Origin of the sequence: Zooshikella sp. RANM57 (assembly GCF_050749885.1) — a bacterium.
GTDB lineage: Bacteria > Pseudomonadota > Gammaproteobacteria > Pseudomonadales > Zooshikellaceae > Zooshikella.
The window spans coordinates 267,591-286,698 of record NZ_JBOIUB010000002.1 but is presented as its reverse complement, the minus strand read 5'-3'; the positions used below and the strand labels follow the sequence as shown (position 1 = coordinate 286,698).

12 protein-coding genes are annotated in these 19,108 nt (G+C 42.0%); 7 read left to right on the top strand and 5 right to left on the bottom strand.

Going from position 1 to position 19,108, the window contains the following annotated elements:
* Window positions 1–218: 218 nt before the first annotated feature.
* Window positions 219–3,164: an Ig-like domain-containing protein gene (locus ACQ96U_RS05965; RefSeq protein ID WP_431720333.1), complete on the top strand. Its 2,946-nt coding sequence runs from the start codon at window positions 219–221 to the stop codon at window positions 3,162–3,164.
* Window positions 3,165–3,235: 71 nt separating this feature from the next.
* On the opposite strand, the gene ACQ96U_RS05960 is transcribed toward ACQ96U_RS05965, so the two are convergent.
* Window positions 3,236–4,468, bottom strand: a complete 1,233-nt coding sequence (locus ACQ96U_RS05960; RefSeq protein ID WP_431720332.1) for an adenylate/guanylate cyclase domain-containing protein — start codon at window positions 4,466–4,468, stop codon at window positions 3,236–3,238.
* 597 nt (window positions 4,469–5,065) lie between these two features.
* Between ACQ96U_RS05960 and ACQ96U_RS05955 the strand changes: the two genes are divergently transcribed.
* Both ACQ96U_RS05955 and ACQ96U_RS05950 read left to right on the top strand, forming a co-directional pair.
* Entirely contained in the window at window positions 5,066–7,588 is a 2,523-nt protein-coding gene (locus ACQ96U_RS05955; protein ID WP_431720331.1) for a glycoside hydrolase family 15 protein, read from the top strand.
* 331 nt (window positions 7,589–7,919) lie between these two features.
* Window positions 7,920–8,606, top strand: coding sequence for a substrate-binding periplasmic protein (locus ACQ96U_RS05950; protein WP_431720330.1), 687 nt, complete (start codon window positions 7,920–7,922; stop codon window positions 8,604–8,606).
* A 36-nt stretch (window positions 8,607–8,642) separates the two neighbouring features.
* On the opposite strand, the gene ulaR is transcribed toward ACQ96U_RS05950, so the two are convergent.
* Window positions 8,643–9,410, bottom strand: a complete 768-nt coding sequence (gene ulaR, locus ACQ96U_RS05945; RefSeq protein ID WP_431720329.1) for an HTH-type transcriptional regulator UlaR — start codon at window positions 9,408–9,410, stop codon at window positions 8,643–8,645.
* Between the two features lie 232 nt (window positions 9,411–9,642).
* Here ulaR and ACQ96U_RS05940 point away from each other — a divergent pair, with 232 nt between their 5' ends.
* The 4 genes from ACQ96U_RS05940 (at window position 9,643) to ACQ96U_RS05925 (ending at window position 16,086) form a co-directional block, all read left to right on the top strand.
* Window positions 9,643–10,131 (top strand): PTS sugar transporter subunit IIA, encoded by a 489-nt coding sequence (locus ACQ96U_RS05940; protein ID WP_431720328.1) that lies wholly within the window; start codon window positions 9,643–9,645, stop codon window positions 10,129–10,131.
* Between the two features lie 16 nt (window positions 10,132–10,147).
* Entirely contained in the window at window positions 10,148–11,530 is a 1,383-nt protein-coding gene (locus ACQ96U_RS05935; protein ID WP_431720327.1) for a PTS mannitol transporter subunit IICB, read from the top strand.
* Window positions 11,531–11,650: 120 nt separating this feature from the next.
* Entirely contained in the window at window positions 11,651–14,275 is a 2,625-nt protein-coding gene (gene ptsP, locus ACQ96U_RS05930) for a phosphoenolpyruvate--protein phosphotransferase (RefSeq protein ID WP_431720326.1), read from the top strand.
* 47 nt (window positions 14,276–14,322) lie between these two features.
* A complete protein-coding gene (locus tag ACQ96U_RS05925) occupies window positions 14,323–16,086 on the top strand; it encodes an alcohol dehydrogenase catalytic domain-containing protein (protein WP_431720325.1) in 1,764 nt (587 codons plus the stop codon).
* A gap of 201 nt (window positions 16,087–16,287) precedes the next feature.
* Here ACQ96U_RS05925 and ACQ96U_RS05920 read toward each other — a convergent pair whose 3' ends face one another.
* The 3 genes from ACQ96U_RS05920 to ACQ96U_RS05910 form a co-directional block, all read right to left on the bottom strand.
* Entirely contained in the window at window positions 16,288–16,779 is a 492-nt protein-coding gene (locus ACQ96U_RS05920; protein WP_431720324.1) for a hypothetical protein, read from the bottom strand.
* Window positions 16,780–17,009: 230 nt separating this feature from the next.
* A complete protein-coding gene (locus ACQ96U_RS05915) occupies window positions 17,010–18,308 on the bottom strand; it encodes a Ni/Fe hydrogenase subunit alpha (protein ID WP_431720323.1) in 1,299 nt (432 codons plus the stop codon).
* Entirely contained in the window at window positions 18,305–19,105 is an 801-nt protein-coding gene (locus tag ACQ96U_RS05910; protein WP_431720322.1) for a sulfhydrogenase subunit delta, read from the bottom strand. Before ACQ96U_RS05910 ends, ACQ96U_RS05915 begins: the two co-directional genes overlap by 4 nt.
* Window positions 19,106–19,108 lie beyond the last annotated feature (3 nt).

The window sequence follows — 19,108 nt, the reverse complement described above, 5'->3', positions numbered from 1 at the left end:
AAAATCCTTCGCTGAGAGTATATGCTCTTTGCAAAGCAATAAATTTTTCGCGGTAGGAATATTCCTAACACTTCAATAAGCGTATATGTACATATACAACAAAGTTACAGTAGAGCTGCATCAATTAAGCAACAAATTTAATTTTCTACTTAGTAAAAAAGTACTACGTACGCTGTGCATATACCAATGACACACTATAAGGAAAAGGTTATCAGGCTATGGCTAAAAAAATACTGCCAATTACTTTGGTATTTGGTTTAAGTCAAGTCGCTACTGCCGTTTGGGCTGCAAACCAGGCCCCCATTACTCAAGGCCACAGTGAAACAATCACTCAATCAGGTAGCCATAACAGCTGGGTTTGGGCACAAGATCAAGATAGAGATGCTTTAACCTATGAAGTTGTTGTGCAGCCTAAATTTGGTCAAATCAAAATGGACCAAAAAACAGGCACATTTGTTTACACTCCTACTTCAAGCGTGAATTATGATGAGTTTTACTATCGTGTAACGGATGGGAAAATATACTCAAATAAATCAGTGGTTCAGTTAAACTTTGATTTGGATGAGCAAGCTTCTAACTCAAGTGGTTCAAATTCCCCAAACAGTTCAGCAAATAAGTGCCAAGTTTCTGGTTCTGTTATGGGGATCGACTCAGATACGACCGTTAAAGTAACGTTATCATCTGAATCTGAACTGCAAACCCGGTCAATACAAGGTAACGGTCGTTTTTGTTTTGAGCAATATTCCGGCAACGCTACCATTGAAGCTTACGCGTCTGGGTATGTTCTACAAAACCATCAGCGAAAAGTCACTTCTGATGACGTGACACTTAATTTTGAGAAAGCCACTACAGATCAATATTCATACCATTTCCAGTGGGAAGATACTGAAGAGTACGATAAATCAGAATATCAAACGCATATTAATAAAAAGCGTACCGTTAAGTTTTTAAATCAAACAATAGAGGTTGTTGATAACTCAGCATCGGATGCCCTACTGCATGATTACAATATCGTATTAGTTGATACAAATAATAAAATGTGGTCTCTGGAGCATGCTACCCGTTTACTAAGTACTATGAGAATGATTCCACAGCAGGAACGAAATTCTTATGGTGAACAAAATTTAAGCCAATCGATTTGGGAGATCACATCCGAAGAGCTTGTGGATGATATTGAAATCACAACGAAAGGCAATGCTCGTAAAGTACGCATCAATGAGAAAGCATTTACTAATGCAGCACCTCGATTGGCTGAAATTGATGGCGTTAAAGGACGGTTTTTTTCTAAACGTCTACACCATGCACTTGTCAACTTTGTCACTGACTATGGTAATGATAGTGACCGTGTAGAAAAAATAGTGAATGAGCGTTATGGTGTTAGTTTCAAAGCGGATATTAGCCAGTTAACCGCGGGTACCACTAACGAAACAGAAAATTATTTTCAGGCATTTTTACCCAAAGAAAAAGTTAAACTCATTAATATTTTTGAAGACATGCCAACGGGTATGCATAAGATAGAAGGTTTAACCCATTTAGTCAGACGTAAAAATGGTTTAGAGCACCCACTCTATCCTACCGCACCAGCTGTAGCGTGGCGAACCAGCCAAGATGCGGGTAAAAATGGTTATATTGAGTTTATGGAAAGTGCGTTTCGACAACAATCTGATGATTATATTCATCGTTTGATTGTTCATGAAAAAGCGCACTTTATTTATGGAAAAATGCTCAATGAACAAACCCGTGATGACTGGGCGGCAGTGGGTGGCTGGTATTTAAATCCTAATGATAATGATGGTTGGAGTACCTCGAAACAAACTGAGTTTGTTTCAGCCTATGCTCATGCGAAAAACCCCAACGAAGATATGGCGGAGTCAATTTCTTACTACATTATCAACCCTGATAAACTACGTTCTCGATCACCCAGTAAATTCGACTTTATCCAAAAGCGAATTATGAAAGGTAGCCAGTACGTATCAATTATTGATCAAGATAAAACATTTGAAGTACTCAATCTGTATCCCGACTACATTTACCCAGGAAAAATTAAAAATGTTGAAATTGGGGTTGTCACTGAAAATAATGGCGATAAGAAGGTTAATGTCACCATTAAGCTGCATGCAAAAGATAACCAGCTAGAAGGTGCAACACGTACTTCAGTTCGTGTATTTAGCCCAATAGGCACTTATAAAGACTTCTGGTTAACGCCTGTTGATCAAACAGGTGCAAGCATCAATGTGGGTACGGTATTAACGGGTAGTTTTACTATCGATAAAAATGCTCCCAGTGGTTACTGGCGCCCTGATCAAATTGCATTGAATGATGTGAATGGTAATGAGCGATTCAGTGGAATCGATGACTTTGGCTGGAAGCTGTATATTGGTAATGATAATTCAGATACGACACCTCCTGCCTATGTGCCCAATAGTCTGAAGCTGAGTGTTTCTCAAGATACCGAGTCTTATGCAGAACCCGTCAGTAAAGTACTCGCTGAGTGGCAAGTGGTTGAAAAAGTCGGTATGGCTGACAACTACCCTTGTTATGGCTCAATGGTGCATGAATCAGCGAAGTTGTACTCTCTTTATAAATACGGTGACTTCGATGTAAATACCAATACCTGTAAACTGGTTTATCTCATGCCAAACTATATGGCTTCTGGCTCTTACAGTATCCATCAAATTAGAATGAAGGATAAAGCACTTAATGAAGGCAAGTTTGACTTCTTTGAGAAAGAAGCTTCGCCTATGGTTACGATTAACTCAACTAATCCAGATACCCAAGCACCGGTGCTAGATTTAAATCAAATTAGTGTGAGTGCTGAGCCTGTATCGCCGAATAACCCTAATGGTGAAACCATTGTCACGATTAGTTATAAAGTGAGTGATAATATTTCTGGATTTAAACATGCCAGAATTAAGCTGCGAGACCCACAAGGTGTGATTCACAATTTTATTCACCAACCTAATAATGATGGTCGTTTATTCTTTAAGGGTAATCCTAACGAGCAGAAAATGTATACCAAGAAAATCCACCTACCCGCAGGTTCTGTACCAGGTATTTGGGGCGTTGCTGAAATGAGTGTTTATGATTTAGCTAGTAATTATCAAAATCATAACTTCACCGAAGTTGCCCTATTTGAACCGACGTTTAATGTAATTAATAACTAACAACGTTCCTATGTCCATAAAAAAAGCGCCTTACGGCGCTTTTTTCTTCGTGGATTAACCGAATAAGTAGATTATTTATTTTGAGTACATTGTTGAAGTGTATGTACTTGTAGAGGCTCTGGTACGCCGCGTACAGTAAAACTTCCTAAATAGTGAGTAGGTTCAGAAATATAGTGTGCAAATTCTTCCGTCAATAATAAATCTACACTGAGCTTTTTCGTTAATGCTTCAAGTCGCGCAGTACGGTTAACCGCCGGCCCCATCACCGTAAAATCCAAGCGTGATAATGAACCTACATTGCCGTATATCACTTTTCCTTCATTTAAACCAATGCCAAATGAAAGTTGAGGCATATTTTCAGCGGATAATTCTTTATTCAGTATTTGTAATTGAGTATAGGCATCAATGGCGGCTTGTAGTGCTGCCTGGCACGCTTGTTTAATGGAGCCTAGTTCGTCTGCTGTAAAAACGATGAGCATCGCATCACCAATAAAACGTAATACTTCCCCACCACGCTGTGTTACAGCATTGGTGACAACTTCAAAATAAGCATTTAAGAGCTGCAGCATGGTTTCTGTTGAAAGTGACTCCGTTAAAACAGTAAAGTTACGCAAGTCGCTATACCAAAGCGCACATTCAATTAACTCTGAGTCGCCACGTTTTATAATACCTTTGAGGATTTTTTGCCCAGTACTAGGACCTACATAGGTATTTAATAAAGACCGAATCGTATTGCGCGCTGAAAATACCTCAAGTACAGGCAATAAATACAAAAGAAGGGCTTCCCATTTATTTAAATCACTTTTTGATAAGCCTTTGGGGTCATCACTGGCAATAATAAAGGTGCTGACAGTATTATCCGTAAACTGGATAGGAAACACCACATAATCGGTGATTCCTTGACTATAAAGCTCTTGTAAAACGATATGAGCATCTTCAGGTAAGCCATCTGTTAGTCTATGGTGCACGATACGACAGTTGCTACGGGCCTCCTCGATAGGACTACCTTTATAAGAGGGTGTATTCTCTATACCATGAGGGGGTGTAAATACATCAATTTCATCCCGGTCTCGCCACCAGGTATAGACACTTGCTCTTATTTCCGGGTCAATAGTATTGAGAGTAATACGAATTCGAGCGACCTTGGCATGTGCTTTTGTGAGTTTGTCTCCTAGTTCCTTCAAAAAAACAGCTGGGTCCGTGAGGGTTCTTCCTGTCGTAAGTAACCAGTTTAAGGTTTCTGTTATACTCCAGCCTGTATGCCCTCCCCATAGTATGTCTTGCCAGTCTTGATTAGATGTCATTAGTTGATTCACTTATTGCTGCATGATAATAGTTATTTTATCAGATAGTTTCCGTATATCACTTAAATTAGTTTTTTAGGTAAGTTAACTATATCTTTCTAATGTGTGAGGTGTTAAGCCTAACTTCTACTGCTCAGGTTACAGCCATTAGTGACCCAAGTGATTTTGTATTAAGGTTGGTTAAAAATGATACACTATGGGCTGTTTTCAATTATGGCATAAGTGACTTGCATCAACATCCAGACAAATAGAGGATATATAATCCACTTAAATGGCGTCTATTCAAAATAATAAAAGAAGTTATCATGATGGAGTTGACTGAAAATGTGTCACCAAAATATGCCACCCTAGAACGTTGCCCCCTTCCCTTTTCACACTCATTGAGTCGTTAGTTTCAAGTGATTATGATTTTTTATGCTGTTGTCCAGCATTAACGCAGTGAGAGTAAACGCATTATTAATAAATAATAACGATTGAGAGAACATAAAAATAATAATCAGCTGTTTAGCATTTAAAAAATAATTACGATAACAATTTATTCTGTAAAAAATTAATTCTATATCAAGACAGTGATAGCAGTTTAAGAGGAGATTAACTATGGTGAGTCTTAAAAAAAAGGCACTCACATTGTTTATTGCCAGTGTAACGTCCGGTTTGGTTTGGAGTAATACGGGAGCAGCACCAGGAGCCCCTGGTGTTGATCATCACTGGACTTCAGCCAGTAAGACAGGAATAGGTACAGCCAATAATAAAGTGTCTAAAGTTTGGTTTAGTCTGGTTGATGGTGTTGTGTCAGAAGTGTATTGGCCACAAATCGATATGGCACAAATTACTGACTTACAGTTTATGGTCAGTGATGGTAAAAGCTTTTTTGATGAAGAAAAAAAACATACTGAGCATAGCATACACACTTTAGATAAGAAGTCCCTGGCTTTTGAGCAAGTTAATATCGATAAAGAAAAAAAGTACGAAATTCATAAAAAAATAATTACTGACCCGCAAACCAATGCTCTCCTGTTAAACGTCACATTCAAAGCCTATGAAGATAATTTAGATTTATTTTTATTGCTTAACCCTGCGGTCAGTAATACAGGCTTGTATGATTATGGTGAGGCCACTAAAGACACTTTATTTGCTTGGGATGAACGCGCCAAATTTGATGATGGCAGTAACCAAATTGCTCAATATCAAGCGTTGACTGCGAGTGTACCGTTTAAGCAGACCTCAGCAGGTTTTGTGGGGCGAAGTGATGGTTGGCAAGATTTAAATGACAACTTTAAGATGGACTGGGCCTATCAATATGCCAAAAATGGCAATGTTGCACTGACAGGACAATTGGATCTTCCAGCTAAAGCTGGAGAATATACTTTTACTGTCGCCATTGGATTTGCAGATAATAAAAGCGATGCTCAACACATTGCAGTAAACGGTGCCAATAAAGCCTTCAACCATGTATTAGCTCGCTATAACCAACAATGGAATAACTACTGTAATGGTCTAGAAGATCTAAGTCAGCAGTCGTTTGATAATGGCGCACTGTATTATGCTTCAGCTATGGTACTAAAAGCTCACGAGGATAAAGAAAATAAAGGTGCAATGATCGCTTCTTTAAGTATACCTTGGGGGCAAAGCCAGTTTGATAAAGATAGTGATGATGAACGGGGTATTTTGCTAGGATCAAGGCCTGATGGCTATCAAGATGGCCCTATTGGCTACCATGTCGTCTGGCCTCGCGACTTATATCAAGTAGCGACTGCATTTCTTGCTGCAGGAGATCAAAATACGGCACAAGCAGCATTAAGTTACTTAAAACGAGTTCAGCTTACTGCAAATGATGGTAATTGGCAGCTCTGCGGTAATACGGTTAGTAAGGATGGTTCATTTCCACAGAATTTCTGGCTTTCCGGACAAACGCACTGGCCTGGAATGCAGCTTGACGAAACCGCTATGCCTATTGTACTCGCGTGGCGCTTATGGAAGGAGGGTCTAATCAAACCTGCAGACTACTATACGTCATTTGTAAAACCTGCGGCTGATTTTGTGGCGAAAGTGGGTCCCTGGACACATCAAGAACGGTGGGAAGAAAATCATGGAATTTCCCCTTCAACACTTTCTGCAGCCATTGCGGGGTTAATTACGGCGGCTGACTTTGCTGATAATCAAGGCGATAAAGAGGCTGCACGTTATTACCGATTAAAAGCAGACCTATGGGCTGATGGTGTTGCCGATTGGACATTTACGCATCAGGGCGCACTAGGTGAAGGGCTTTATTATCAGCGTATTGAAGGCGCAAACTATTGCCACACTGATTATAATCCAGAAGATGATAGTATTCTGTATATTGGTAATGGTGGTGGTCAGCATTTAGAACGAAATGTGATGGATGGAGGTTTCCTTGAACTTGTACGCTTTGGGATTAAGACGCCCACAGATCCTTCAATTATGAATACCGTAAAAAGCTATGAAAAATCATTAAAAGTTGAAACACCGAATGGACCTGGTTTTTACCGATATAATCATGACCGTTATGGCGAGAAATATGATGGTAGAGATTTTGTCGCCGATGCGGGTGATGGCATTGGTCGACTATGGCCGCTGCTGACAGGAGAAAGAGCTCATCTGGATATTGCTCAACATAAAAATGTTGACCGATATATTAAGGCTATGGAAAAGTTTGCTAATGAAAGCAATATGCTACCTGAGCAAGTATGGGATAAAGCTGAAGGGCCTTACCAATTTGGCGAAGGTACTGGCGGAGCAACGCCGCTGGCCTGGTCACATGCTGAATATATAAAGCTGTTAAAGTCTAAAAAAGAGCAACGTATTGTTGATACACCAGACATAGTTGCAAACCGTTATCAGGGGTGTATAACGACAGTTAATGTACATTATGATGCCGGTTGGGGTAACACTATGTCTATTCGAGGGGATGCAGCGCTGCTTAGTTGGGATGAAGGAGCACCTGCTCGCTGGTCAGAGGGTAATGTTTGGCGGCTAACACTTCCCCAACAAACGTCAGCATTTAATATAAAAGCGCTTATTAATGATCAAACATGGCAAAATCAGGAGAATTTTTCGGTGAAGCCGTGTGAAGAAAATCATTATTGGCCAACGTTTTAACTGGTAGTATAAACAGATAGACACAGGCTCAGTCTTTACTGGGCCTGTATACGTTGTAGCCTTCCATTTTTTGGCTTTTTACGAGCGGGGCTAGTTTGACCAGAACACCCTGTTGTGTCACGCATGGATACGTCTAGGATTGTCAAATCACTATTGACTGAATGGTTATGCTATAGTGAACATAACATTATACAGGCCAATAACATCACCTGGTTTGGTGAGAAAATACATAATGAAAAGCTATTGCCGATCAACTATTCATAAAGTAGTAGTCACTGGTTGTCTCCTTTTATCTTTATTACTGTCCCTATCAAGTTACAGTCAAACTATCTTGCTTGCAGGTGATGATTGGCTTCCGTATGTTGATAAAAATGCAGAAGATTATGGATTTGCTTGCAAAATTATTACTAGTGCTTTTGCTAAAGTAGGCATTAATGTTGATTACCATTTTGTTGATTGGGCAAGAGCACTTGAAATGGTTAAAAATGGTACAGTAGATGGTTCATTTCTTTGGTATAAAACTGCCGAGCGTGCGCCCTTGTTCTTCTTCAGTGAACAACCGTTACTTAAAATTTCAGTAGTTTTTTTTCATCGCAGTGATTTTGAGTTTAAATGGAATACATTAGACGACTTGAGCGGATATAAAATTGGTGCGCCAATTGGCGCTTTAATATCTCCAGAATTCAGTGCACTTGAAGCACAAGGAAAGCTTAATGTGATTAGAATTAAGTCAGATATTAATCTATTCAAGATGTTATACAAAGAAAGAATTGACCTCTTTCCTCATGATTTTTTTGTTGGATATGCCGAACTTAATACACATTTTTCTCCAAAATATGTTGGTATTATCAAAAATGACCCTAAACCCATATTGGAAATGCCAGCCTATTTATTACTATCAATGAAAAAGCCTAAAAATAAAGCATTAATAACCTTATTTGATAAAGGTTTATCTATGTTAAAAAGAAGTGGTGAATACGACAAGCTCTTTGATGAGTTTATTTTAAAATCTCATTAAGGCTGCTCTTAATAGTTCATCTTTTGATGTTGTCTATTATACCAAGAAAACCTGAACATTTTTTTCTTCTAACATCGCTATAATATTCGGGTCAGCATCTGTGCCCGTAATAACCATATCGAGTTCATCCAGACTAAATAAAGAAATTCCACCAAAGACACCAATTTTTTCTGAATCAACCAGTGCAATGACTTTGTCGGCATAACGTAGCATTTTCTTTTCTTCCATGAATGCCAATAATGCTGACTTGGTTAACCCTGCTTCTGTCAAACCATCACCACTGACAAACATATAGCGACCTTGATAGGACACATGAGTATCAGGGGATACCAACATATTTTGGTTTTTAATGTACTGTCCCCCAAGTACGACAAGATGCGGATAGTCTTGAGAGATTAAATAGGTAATCAGTGGTAAAGAATTAGAATACACGTGGATGTGTGAGTTAAGTAAATACTTGCCCATTAAGAATGTTGTTTTGCCTTCACCAATGAAAATGTTGTCTTTTTCTTGGCAAATGGCTACGGCTTTATGGGCAATCCGATCACATTCCTCATAACTGTTGTAGTCAGAGATATTGGGATAAAAGCCCTTCTCTCTTGGTGACATAGAAAAACTGGGCGACAACATTTTTTCTGCACCATTACGGATTTTCTTTAGTTTCCCCTCGGCATCCAGTTCGGTGATATCACGACGTACTGTCGCTGGTGAGCACTGCAATATTTCCACGAGTTGCTTTACTGTGACAATGGTGTGCTCTTGCAAGTAGTCCAGTATTTTGTGATGTCGCGCACGTGAAGTCATGATGCGTACCTAGGGTAACTTTTTGATTTAATTTGATTGTAAATGACTACTTGATCTTTTCAATGGGGTTTCATAATAAAAAATGATTATTTATGATCTAATTTGAGCTAATAATCATAAAAAATAGCGATTTATACTTATTTTTAATTATATGACACTTACAGCGAGTAGCACTTTTGACGAGATTTGAGCAGTTTGTATACTCGATGGTGAGTGGTGAGAGGTTAAAAGAATGAAAAAAAGTCTAATCACAAAAGAAACAATCTTGCTCGATATGGATGTTGAATCAAAAACCGATGCGGTACATAAAATGTGTGCACATCTGTTTTTGTTAAAGAAAACGGATAACCCGTCTTTGCTTTACTTGGACATAATGAACCGTGAACAGGTAGTGAGTACCTTTGCCGGTATGCACACCGCTATCCCACACACGGTCAGTCAGCACATCAAGGAACCTGTTTTATGTTTTGTCCGTGTTAGAGGAGAGGACTTTACATGGGACGGCGACGATGAGGATGTGCGCTTCATTTTTTTGCTATCCGCGCCAGCTCAGGATGATTTAAAAAAGTTAAGACAAAGTCAGTCTTATGTTTTTTCATCCGTTGCTCAGTTAATTAGTCGCCCAGAAATCATTGATCTTTGGTTAACGACGAAAGATGAGCAAGTCATTCTCGATAGTTTAAATCAAGCTTTTGAATCCAATCTAAATACAACAATGTAATTTGGAGGGAATGGTTATGTCTGGCAATAACCTTAAAGTAGTCGTCCAAACGACTGGACGTTTTTTAAGTGGTATGGTGATGCCAAACATTGGGGCATTTATTGCCTGGGGACTCATCACCGCACTGTTTATTCCTACAGGTTGGTTACCTAATGAAAGTTTAGCTGCACTCGTAGGGCCGATGATTCGTTATTTGCTGCCACTATTGATTGGTTACACGGGTGGTAAAATGGTCGGCGGTGACCGTGGTGCCGTTGCCGGTGCTGTGTCTACGATGGGTGTTATCGTTGGTACCGAAATCCCTATGTTTTTAGGTGCCATGATCGTTGGACCGCTGGGTGGTTTGGCCATCTCAAGGTTTGACAAGCATATTCATAACAAAATCAAACCTGGCTTTGAAATGCTCGTGAATAACTTTTCACTGGGCATTATTGCCATGTTGGTCGCGTTAATTGCTTTTGTCGTGATTGGTCCTGTGGTTGCTGTGGTTACTGAAGCGCTTGGTAATGGGGTTGGCTGGATTGTTGAGCAATCTTTGCTGCCACTGGTATCAATCATTGTTGAGCCTGCGAAAATCCTCTTTCTTAATAATGCGATTAACCATGGGGTATTTACACCACTGGGTGCAGATCAAGCAGCACAAACCGGTGCTTCCATTTTCTATCTAATTGAAACTAACCCTGGGCCTGGTCTGGGCATTCTTTTAGCCTACATGGTTGCAGGTAAAGGCATGGCTCAAAAGTCAGCCTATGGCGCGACTGTTATCCACTTTTTAGGTGGTATTCACGAAATTTACTTCCCCTACATTTTGATGAAGCCTCGGCTTATGGTCGCTGTCATTGCCGGTGGCATGGCGGGTGTTGCTTTTAACATGATGACGGGTAATGCGTTGGTAGGTCCTCCCTCCCCTGGCTCTGTCTTTGCGCTGGCGTTGATGTCAACCAAAGGGGCTGGATTGCTATTAACACTTTGCTCAATCGCCGTAGCGGCCACGACCTCTTTTGTGATTGCCGCCCTGTTGATTCGTCATGATGCGTCTGAGCGTGATGATTTAGCAGCCGCCAAGGCCGAAGTAGAAGCTAATAAAGCACAGGCTAAAGGTCAGCAGAATGAACCCGTAACGGCAGCTCAAGTACGCACTATCGTTGTTGCATGTGATGCCGGTATGGGTTCATCTGCGATGGGCGCGACCGTGTTACGCGGCAAAATCCAGGAGGCAGGCTTGAATATCGAGGTGACGAACTCTGCCATTAATGACTTGGAATATGCCGATATTGTCATTACTCAGCAAGCGCTGTCAGACCGTGCGCGGGCCAAGCTTCCTCATGCTCAGCATCTTAGTATTGGCAATTTTATGGATGCCAGCTTTTATGATGAGCTGGTTGCCAAACTGGTGTAGCGGTTGAGTGCGGATGCAGTGCTGGCGCAGCCTGGGTACTGCATCTTTAGCACTAACACACAGAAATAACAGGCTGAATGGAATAAATGAAGTTAATTGCTGAAAGAAAAAGGGATCACCATGTCCTTCCTAAAAAATTTCTTCGTCGGTACTCGAACACGGACACCAGAGGTCCAGCAACAAGCGTGTCCCAAACTGAATGAGGAAACAGTAACCTCAGAACATACGCTTTGTGTTGGTCGCGAGCAGATCTTGCTTAATCAAACACTTACCAGCAAAGAAGAAGCTTTGCGGTTAATTGCGCATGTTATGCAACAACAAGGCTTGGTCAGTGATGATTATTATGATGCCTTGGTTGCTCGTGAGCAGAAAGTCAGTACCTATTTGCTTAACGGCGTTGCTATTCCCCATGGTGTCAATGAAGCCAAAACGCTTGTGCAAAAGACCGGTGTTGTCATTGTGCAGGTGCCAAAAGGCATTATCTGGAATGATAAAAATGAAATCGTGCGTTTGATTGTGGGCATAGCGGCCAATGGCAGTGAGCACCTTAGCTTGCTGCAAAAACTGACGACAGTTGTCATGAATGCTGATCTGACTGATCTTCTCGCAACCACCCATGATGCAAATGATGTGGTTCGAGCCTTGGGAACTGATAGTCCTGCCCAAGCACCGTCTGAAAAAGTGCAAGACTTTGCGATTGCTGTTGAGGCACAGGTTGTCGATGAAGCGGGTATGCATGCTCGCCCTGCCAGCTTACTGTCGGAGCAGGCATCTGTATTTGCTGATACTGAAATTCACATACGCAATGGTGATAAGGTCGCCAATGCCAAGTCCATGGCTGCGTTACTGACAATGGGAGCGCAGTGTGGTGACACGCTGGTGGTATCTGCTCAAGGCATACAAGCCAAAGAAGCCGTTGAAACACTGTGCCAAATGATTAACTCCGGGTTGGACTGCGATGAGGACAAGCAAACGGCCACTTACCGTGGGTTGTCTGGACTTCCTGCGCTTACAGATACTGTAAGTCGATTGACCTTTCAAGGCGCGGCTGCCTCACCTGGCATTGCCATGGCTGAATTGTTCATCCACCCTCAGCAAACAACAGTAGCGATCAAACAGGATACGTTAGGTACTGTTGACGCTGAAAAAGAGAGCCTGTACCAAGCGTGTGAGCAGGCCAAGCAGGAACTGGATGCGCTGGAACACAAGCTACAAAAACACGCACCACAGGAAGCGGTTATTTTCAAAGCACAAAAGCAGTTGCTGAGTGATGAACTGATCCTGAAAGATGCCCATCAACTTATAACCGAACTCAACAGTGCCGCGTGGAGTTGGCAACAAGCCATCAAGAAGCAAGTTAATGCGTTGAATGCCGTTAATGATGAGCGGATTAAAGCACGGATAGCGGATCTGTATGATATCTGTGATCGTGTTGTGGCAAAGCTGGTGTCCAGCTCCGTCAGTGTGCAGTACCCCGCTACTGACTTTATCTTACTGGCTCATGACTTAACCCCTTCACAAATAGCGGCACTTGATGGGCAGCCTATTCTGGGGATTGCTACGGAGCTGGGCGGGCCAAACAGCCATATGGCGATTCTTGCCCGTGCGTTGGGAATTCCCGCTATTGTCGGGCTGGGCGATGGTATTTGCCAGCAAGTGAATAATAAAGAACGGGCCATTATTGATCCTCAAGGCTCAGCATTAATCATTGCACCTAACGATGCTACGCAACAACGTGCTTTTGAACTCATTCAGCGGTGGCAAACACTCCTGGCTGTAGAGAATGAGAAGAAATTCGAGTCAGCTCAAACGTTGGATGGGCATCGAATAAAGGTTGTCGGTAATGTCGCTCAACCCGATGAGGCTGCCACGGTGACTGCTCAAGGGGGTGAAGGTGCCGGTCTTCTGCGTACTGAGTTTTTATTTGAGGCGTCTGAATCAGAGCCCAGCGTGGATGAGCAAGTCGCGGTACTGAAAAACATTGTTACTGACTTAACTCATCACCCACTGGTGGTTCGTACAGCAGACATTGGTGGTGACAAGCCAGTGTCTTGGTTGAACATGGCTACAGAGGATAATCCCTTTTTAGGGGTACGAGGCATTCGCCTGTCATTCAAGCATGAAGCCATGTTCCGCCGTCAATTAGAAGCAATCTATCGTACGGCAATATGGCAGCAGCAGACTACTCAACAGTGCAGTTTACATATTCTGTTTCCAATGATTGCCAAACAGTCTGAATGGCGAAAAGCAAGTGATCTAGCTGAACAGGTTCGCTGTCAATTGAATGCCCCCGTACTGCCACTGGGGGTGATGATTGAAGTACCTTCAGCGGCGTTAATTGCTGAACAGTTAGCCCAGGAAGTGGACTTCTTTTCTATCGGCTCTAATGACTTAACTCAATACACCTTAGCGATGGATCGTCTGCATCCAGAACTGTGCCATGAAGCGGATAGTTATCACCCAGCCTTATTACGGTTAATTGAAATGACCACGAGTGCTGCTCATAAGCACGGTAAATGGGTTGGTGTTTGCGGCAATATGGCATCTGATCCCGCACTCGCCATGTTGCTGGTTGGGCTTGGGGTTGATGAACTTTCCGTCAGTCCAGCCAGTGTGCCATCCATCAAAAACAGTATCCGCTCAGTTTCCTATACCAAGTTGCAACAGAAAGCCCAAAAGGCGTTGCAATTGGGTAGTTCTGAAGCAGTGATGGCGCTCTATCAGAATCATGATGACCTGGTCTGAGACCAGGTGACAGACGAACTTAATATTAAAAGAACAAGGGTTAAACCATGACCACAAAAAATGACATGACAACAGAATATGAAAAGTACCTAAACCTTGCGCAGAACATTCCTGAAATGACAAAAACCTGGAATTTATACGGTGCAGGTGTAGAAAACATTGGCAAAAATAATCAACCGGAATCGTTTGAGGTACCAGAGCCAGATGATGGGCAGTTACTGGTACGGGTAGATGCCGTGGGTTTATGTTTTTCAGATGTAAAGTTGATTAATCAAGGAGGAAAGCACCCCAAACTTTACAACCGGGACTTAAAAAAAGAGCCAACACGGCTGGGTCATGAAGCCACATTGACCATTGTTAAAGTTGGAGCAGCCTTGCAAGACCAGTTCAAGGTGGGTGAACGCTATGCTGTGCAACCAGACATCTATCAAAAGGGTAAAAGTACCGCTTATGGTTATACCGTTCCAGGCGGGTTAACTCAGTACCACCTTATTGGGCCAGAAGTGTTGGAGACTGATGCCGGTTCCTGTCTACTTAAGGTCGATAAGCAGTTGGGGTTGGCCGAATCTGCTTTGCTTGAACCCTGGGGCTGTGTGTGGGCCGCGTATACCCAACGGCGTCGGCTTGAACCCAAAGATGGTGGTGTGATGTGGATTGTCGGGCAGCACGGTGATAGCAGTCATTATCGTTTTTCCAAAGGCCTGGCTGCACCTGCCACCATTATTCTAACTAATGTACCGGAGTCTGTTCGTTTGCTGGCAGAACAACAAGGTCAACAGGTGGTCATCCGTAATGAGGTGAGCTTTGACAAGCTAAATGGATTCGTGGATGAATTTACCCATGGTCTTGGTTTTGATGACATCGTATTGCTTGCCCCTGAGTCAGCCACTCAAGTAACCGAAATAGCAAAATACATTGCGCGTCGTGGAACCATGAATCTGGTGGGTAAAAAACCACTTGATGGCATGGTTAATGCCGATGTCGGTCGATTGCACTACGACTATATTGCTTTTGTTGGCACTAAAGGTGAAGACATTGCTGACGCTTATAGTGAAACACGTAACCGTTGCGATTTAAGGAAAGACGGTGTTGCCGTATTTGTGGGTGCCGGAGGGCCTATGGGCCAAATGCATGTGCAGCGTGCCATTGAGTCTCGTGAAGGGCCTCGATTGGTTATTGTGACCGATATTAATGATCAGCGTCTTGCAGAAATTGAGTCACGCTTTATACCGCTGACAGAAGCAAATAATTGTCAGATGTTAACGTTTAACCCTCTTAAAAGTGATGAATCCTTACCTGAATTTGTACATGCCCATACCGATAACCAAGGTGCTGATGATGTGGTGGTCTGTGTCCCTAACGCCGATATCATGGCGGAGTCAGCTAGCTTCATGAAATCTGATGGTATGTTGGTGCTGTTTGCGGGTGTGCCGAATGGTACATTGGCGCCTGTTGATTTTAGCTCTGTTTATCTGAGCAATGCGCAATACACAGGGACATCAGGTTTAACGATTAATGATCAAACGATTGTAATGGATAACACGGTGCAAGGGCATATTGCACCAGCCATTTGTGTTGCCGCTATTGGCGGAATGAATGTCGCCAAAGAGGGTATTCAAGCGATGATTGATGCCCGTTACCCAGGTAAGATTTTAATCTTCCCTCAGTTGGAAAATTTACCATTATTAGGGTTAGATGAACTGGCTGAAAAACTACCAGCAGTGGCAAAACAGTTAGGGGCTGGAAATACCTGGACACTAGCAGCAGAACGCGCGTTGTTTGAAAGCTGTCTGCATGATGAATCAAGATAGACTTATTACATCAAATACATTGTTATTTAATAAATTGCATTTGATTTAACCAATAATTACGGCGCTTCTCCTTCCTTAGCCCAGGCCAATTTTGTTGTTACAAGGTTGGCTTTTTTTTTATGTGAGATAAAAAAATATCATCACTGTGCAGTATTTTTAGGTAAGAGAAATACAGTGATATTCAAATAGTGTTAACAGGCCCTAGTGATGTGAGGCTGTCTTGTGTGTTTTTTCTTGCTCTACAGGTTTAACGCTGAGTGTTTCAAGCATCACACTTTCATCTTTACTCAGCCCTGTGCAGCATGCTTTTAAATATTCAATGTCGCCTTTATATTCGATTTCTACCGTGTTCGAAAGCATCATTGAGGTAGATGAAGACGGTGGTGCTTCTTCAACAATAACACCAAACTCACCAGTAACATCTTTGTAAACTAACATAAAGGTAATTGTTAGTTTAGGCGGTGTTATAAAGTGTAGCCAGACTACGGCGTTAAGCTTTAAGGTGTGTTTTTCTTTTTTAGGTGTCGGTGCCGTTTTATGTGGCGTTGTACTGCGTAATAATTTAAAGAAAAAATTGCGCTTTTCGGCATCTTGTAAATCACTAGGCTGAGCCTGCAAGTCCATATACACTGAACGTGGCACTTCACCTAATGTATGCAGTTTCAAACAGTTTGTAGGTACCTTTTGAAACATATTTTAGTCCTTTATCGCATTAATGCATGGATACTCCATTGATTAAGCATATTAGCTTTTAGAGTGCTTATTTCAAATAATCATTTAAAGAAATAAAAACCTCGTTTTGATAATAACTGAAAAAGCGATACTTTCAGGTAATTATAATCATGGTATTTGTGATTCAACCAATAAAAGTTAATTGTTGATTTTTTGTTAGTTAAATCGGAAGAGAATAAGCGTAAATCTTTTTAGCTGCGAAGTATTTTAAAGTCCAAAAAATGCGTGGAACAGGAAATACAAGGGTCATAATTACGAATAATTTGTTCGCAAAAAAACTTTAATGCGCTATCTGATTGATCAAGACCAAATTTTTTTACCGAAACTTTAAGGTCTTGTTCAATACGGGCCTGGTTTTGGCTGGTGGGGGGAATAATGGTACAACGCACAACATTCCCCTTTTCATCAAGCTGATATTGGTGATAAATCATGCCACGAGGTGCTTCTGTACAGAAGCAGCAGGTGCCAGCTTTGGGCTTCACTATTGTATGTGATTCTCCTGTGGGATGGCCCCTTGCCATTATTTTTCTGGCTTCATACAACGCATAATATATTTCTATAGCTCGGGCTTGGATGCTGGTAAACATATTTTGGTTGGGAAACACGATGCCTTGCTGAGTAACATATTTTTTGATGGGGCTAGGTAACATAGTGTAGTTATTATTGAGCCTGGCTAACGGGCCGACCAAATAATCCTGACCATTGAGTAGCGAATAAAATGCAGTGGAGTGGGCTACCTGATGTTCATGAAAGTGTTTGGCATAGCCTTTGTAGGTAAGACTTAACCCATTACTCGTTACAATTCGTCCACCATTAATGGGATATTTTTTTGAGTGTTTTAAGCTTACCCAAATGAAATCATGGCTATAATCAGGCAAGTTTAAGGTTGTGGTCCAGTCAATCAAGGACTTAGCAGCAGGCAGCGCATTATCGACTTTGTTACGTACGTCATCCCAACGTTTACGGTCTGGTAACCGACCAAATCCGCCTACTTGAAGCCCTACGGGATGAACCGATCGCCCACCAAGTAGCGCCATTAACGCATTGCCTGCTTCTTGTAATAACATGCCTCGCTGTAATATTTGCGGATACTGTTTTGCCATGTGAATAGCACTGTCAAAACCCAAAAAGTCTGGTGCTGCAAGAAAGTGAATATGTAAAGCATGACTTTGAATCCACTCTCCCAAATTCATTAAACGACGCAGTTGTACTAAGTGTTTAGGTAATTTAATACCAAATAATTGTTCCATGGCTTGAATGGATGTGAGCTGGTAAGCCATGGGACAAATACCGCAAATGCGGGCATTCAGGTCGGGTACATCCTTATAGGATTTGCCCTCCAGAAACTTTTCAAATAACCGAGGTGGCTCAAAAATTTTCAGATGCAGTTTTTCAATGCTGTCACCTTTAGCAGAAAGTTCTAAAGCCCCCTCGCCTTCCAGGCGTGTGACAAAGGGAACATTCAACTTAATCGTACGGTTATTATTCATTCCACTTCCTTGGCATGAATGATCTGCCAACGATGAAATTGATCGCGAAAGGGTTGGCTATGACTGTGGATTGCTGCAAAACGATGGGCTATCTCAGCTGAAACCATGCCAAGCCCTGCAAATCGATTCGCTAAGCTGTCACAGTTAGGTTGTTCCGATGGCCCAAAGCATCCATAGCAGGCGCGCCCAAAGGTTGGACACAGTGCACCGCAACCGGTTCGTACCACCGGGCCTAAACAAGGTGCTTGTTGGGTCACCAGCACACACACTTGTTGCTGACGTTTGCAGTCCATGCATAATTTTTCGCCCGCGGGTTTAGGTTTACTGCCGAGCAGTAGCTGCTGAATAAAGTGGTTCATTTGTTGGACGGTAATAGGACAGCCCCAAAGCTCAAAGTCCACCTTAATATGTTCTGCAACGCCTGTAGAGTGTTGTAGGGAGGATACAAATTCCGGTTTGGCATAAACTGCTTGTAACCAGTTTTCATCAGACAGGTTGCGTAGTGCTTGTATGCCGCCACTGGTGGCACAAGCGCCGATACTGACCACTAATTTACTGCGCTGACGAATGTGTTGGGCACGTTCAAGGTCTTCTGGGGTTGAAACACTGCCTTCCACAAAAGCAATATCCACATCAGCGTTAACGTTATTAATACCGCCTTCTATAAAGTGCTTAATTTCAACCTTATTTAATAAATCCAGTAAAACGACCCCTTGATTGAGAAATGCTAGCTGACAGCCTGAACAGGAGGTTAGTTTATGAATCGCAATGGCCAGTTTGAGTTTGCTAGGAGGCATAAG

What these genes read in the sequence shown, in the direction of transcription:
- ACQ96U_RS05920 (WP_431720324.1), bottom strand. Translation starts at nt 16,779, where the DNA reads ATGTTTCAAAAGGTACCTACAAACTGTTTGAAACTGCATACATTAGGT.
- ACQ96U_RS05940 (WP_431720328.1), top strand. Translation starts at nt 9,643, where the DNA reads ATGAAAAAAAGTCTAATCACAAAAGAAACAATCTTGCTCGATATGGAT.
- ACQ96U_RS05960 (WP_431720332.1), bottom strand. Translation starts at nt 4,468, where the DNA reads ATGACATCTAATCAAGACTGGCAAGACATACTATGGGGAGGGCATACA.
- ACQ96U_RS05910 (WP_431720322.1), bottom strand. Translation starts at nt 19,105, where the DNA reads ATGCCTCCTAGCAAACTCAAACTGGCCATTGCGATTCATAAACTAACC.
- ACQ96U_RS05915 (WP_431720323.1), bottom strand. Translation starts at nt 18,308, where the DNA reads ATGAATAATAACCGTACGATTAAGTTGAATGTTCCCTTTGTCACACGC.
- ptsP (WP_431720326.1), top strand. Translation starts at nt 11,651, where the DNA reads ATGTCCTTCCTAAAAAATTTCTTCGTCGGTACTCGAACACGGACACCA.
- ACQ96U_RS05955 (WP_431720331.1), top strand. Translation starts at nt 5,066, where the DNA reads ATGGTGAGTCTTAAAAAAAAGGCACTCACATTGTTTATTGCCAGTGTA.
- ulaR (WP_431720329.1), bottom strand. Translation starts at nt 9,410, where the DNA reads ATGACTTCACGTGCGCGACATCACAAAATACTGGACTACTTGCAAGAG.
- ACQ96U_RS05965 (WP_431720333.1), top strand. Translation starts at nt 219, where the DNA reads ATGGCTAAAAAAATACTGCCAATTACTTTGGTATTTGGTTTAAGTCAA.
- ACQ96U_RS05925 (WP_431720325.1), top strand. Translation starts at nt 14,323, where the DNA reads ATGACCACAAAAAATGACATGACAACAGAATATGAAAAGTACCTAAAC.
- ACQ96U_RS05935 (WP_431720327.1), top strand. Translation starts at nt 10,148, where the DNA reads ATGTCTGGCAATAACCTTAAAGTAGTCGTCCAAACGACTGGACGTTTT.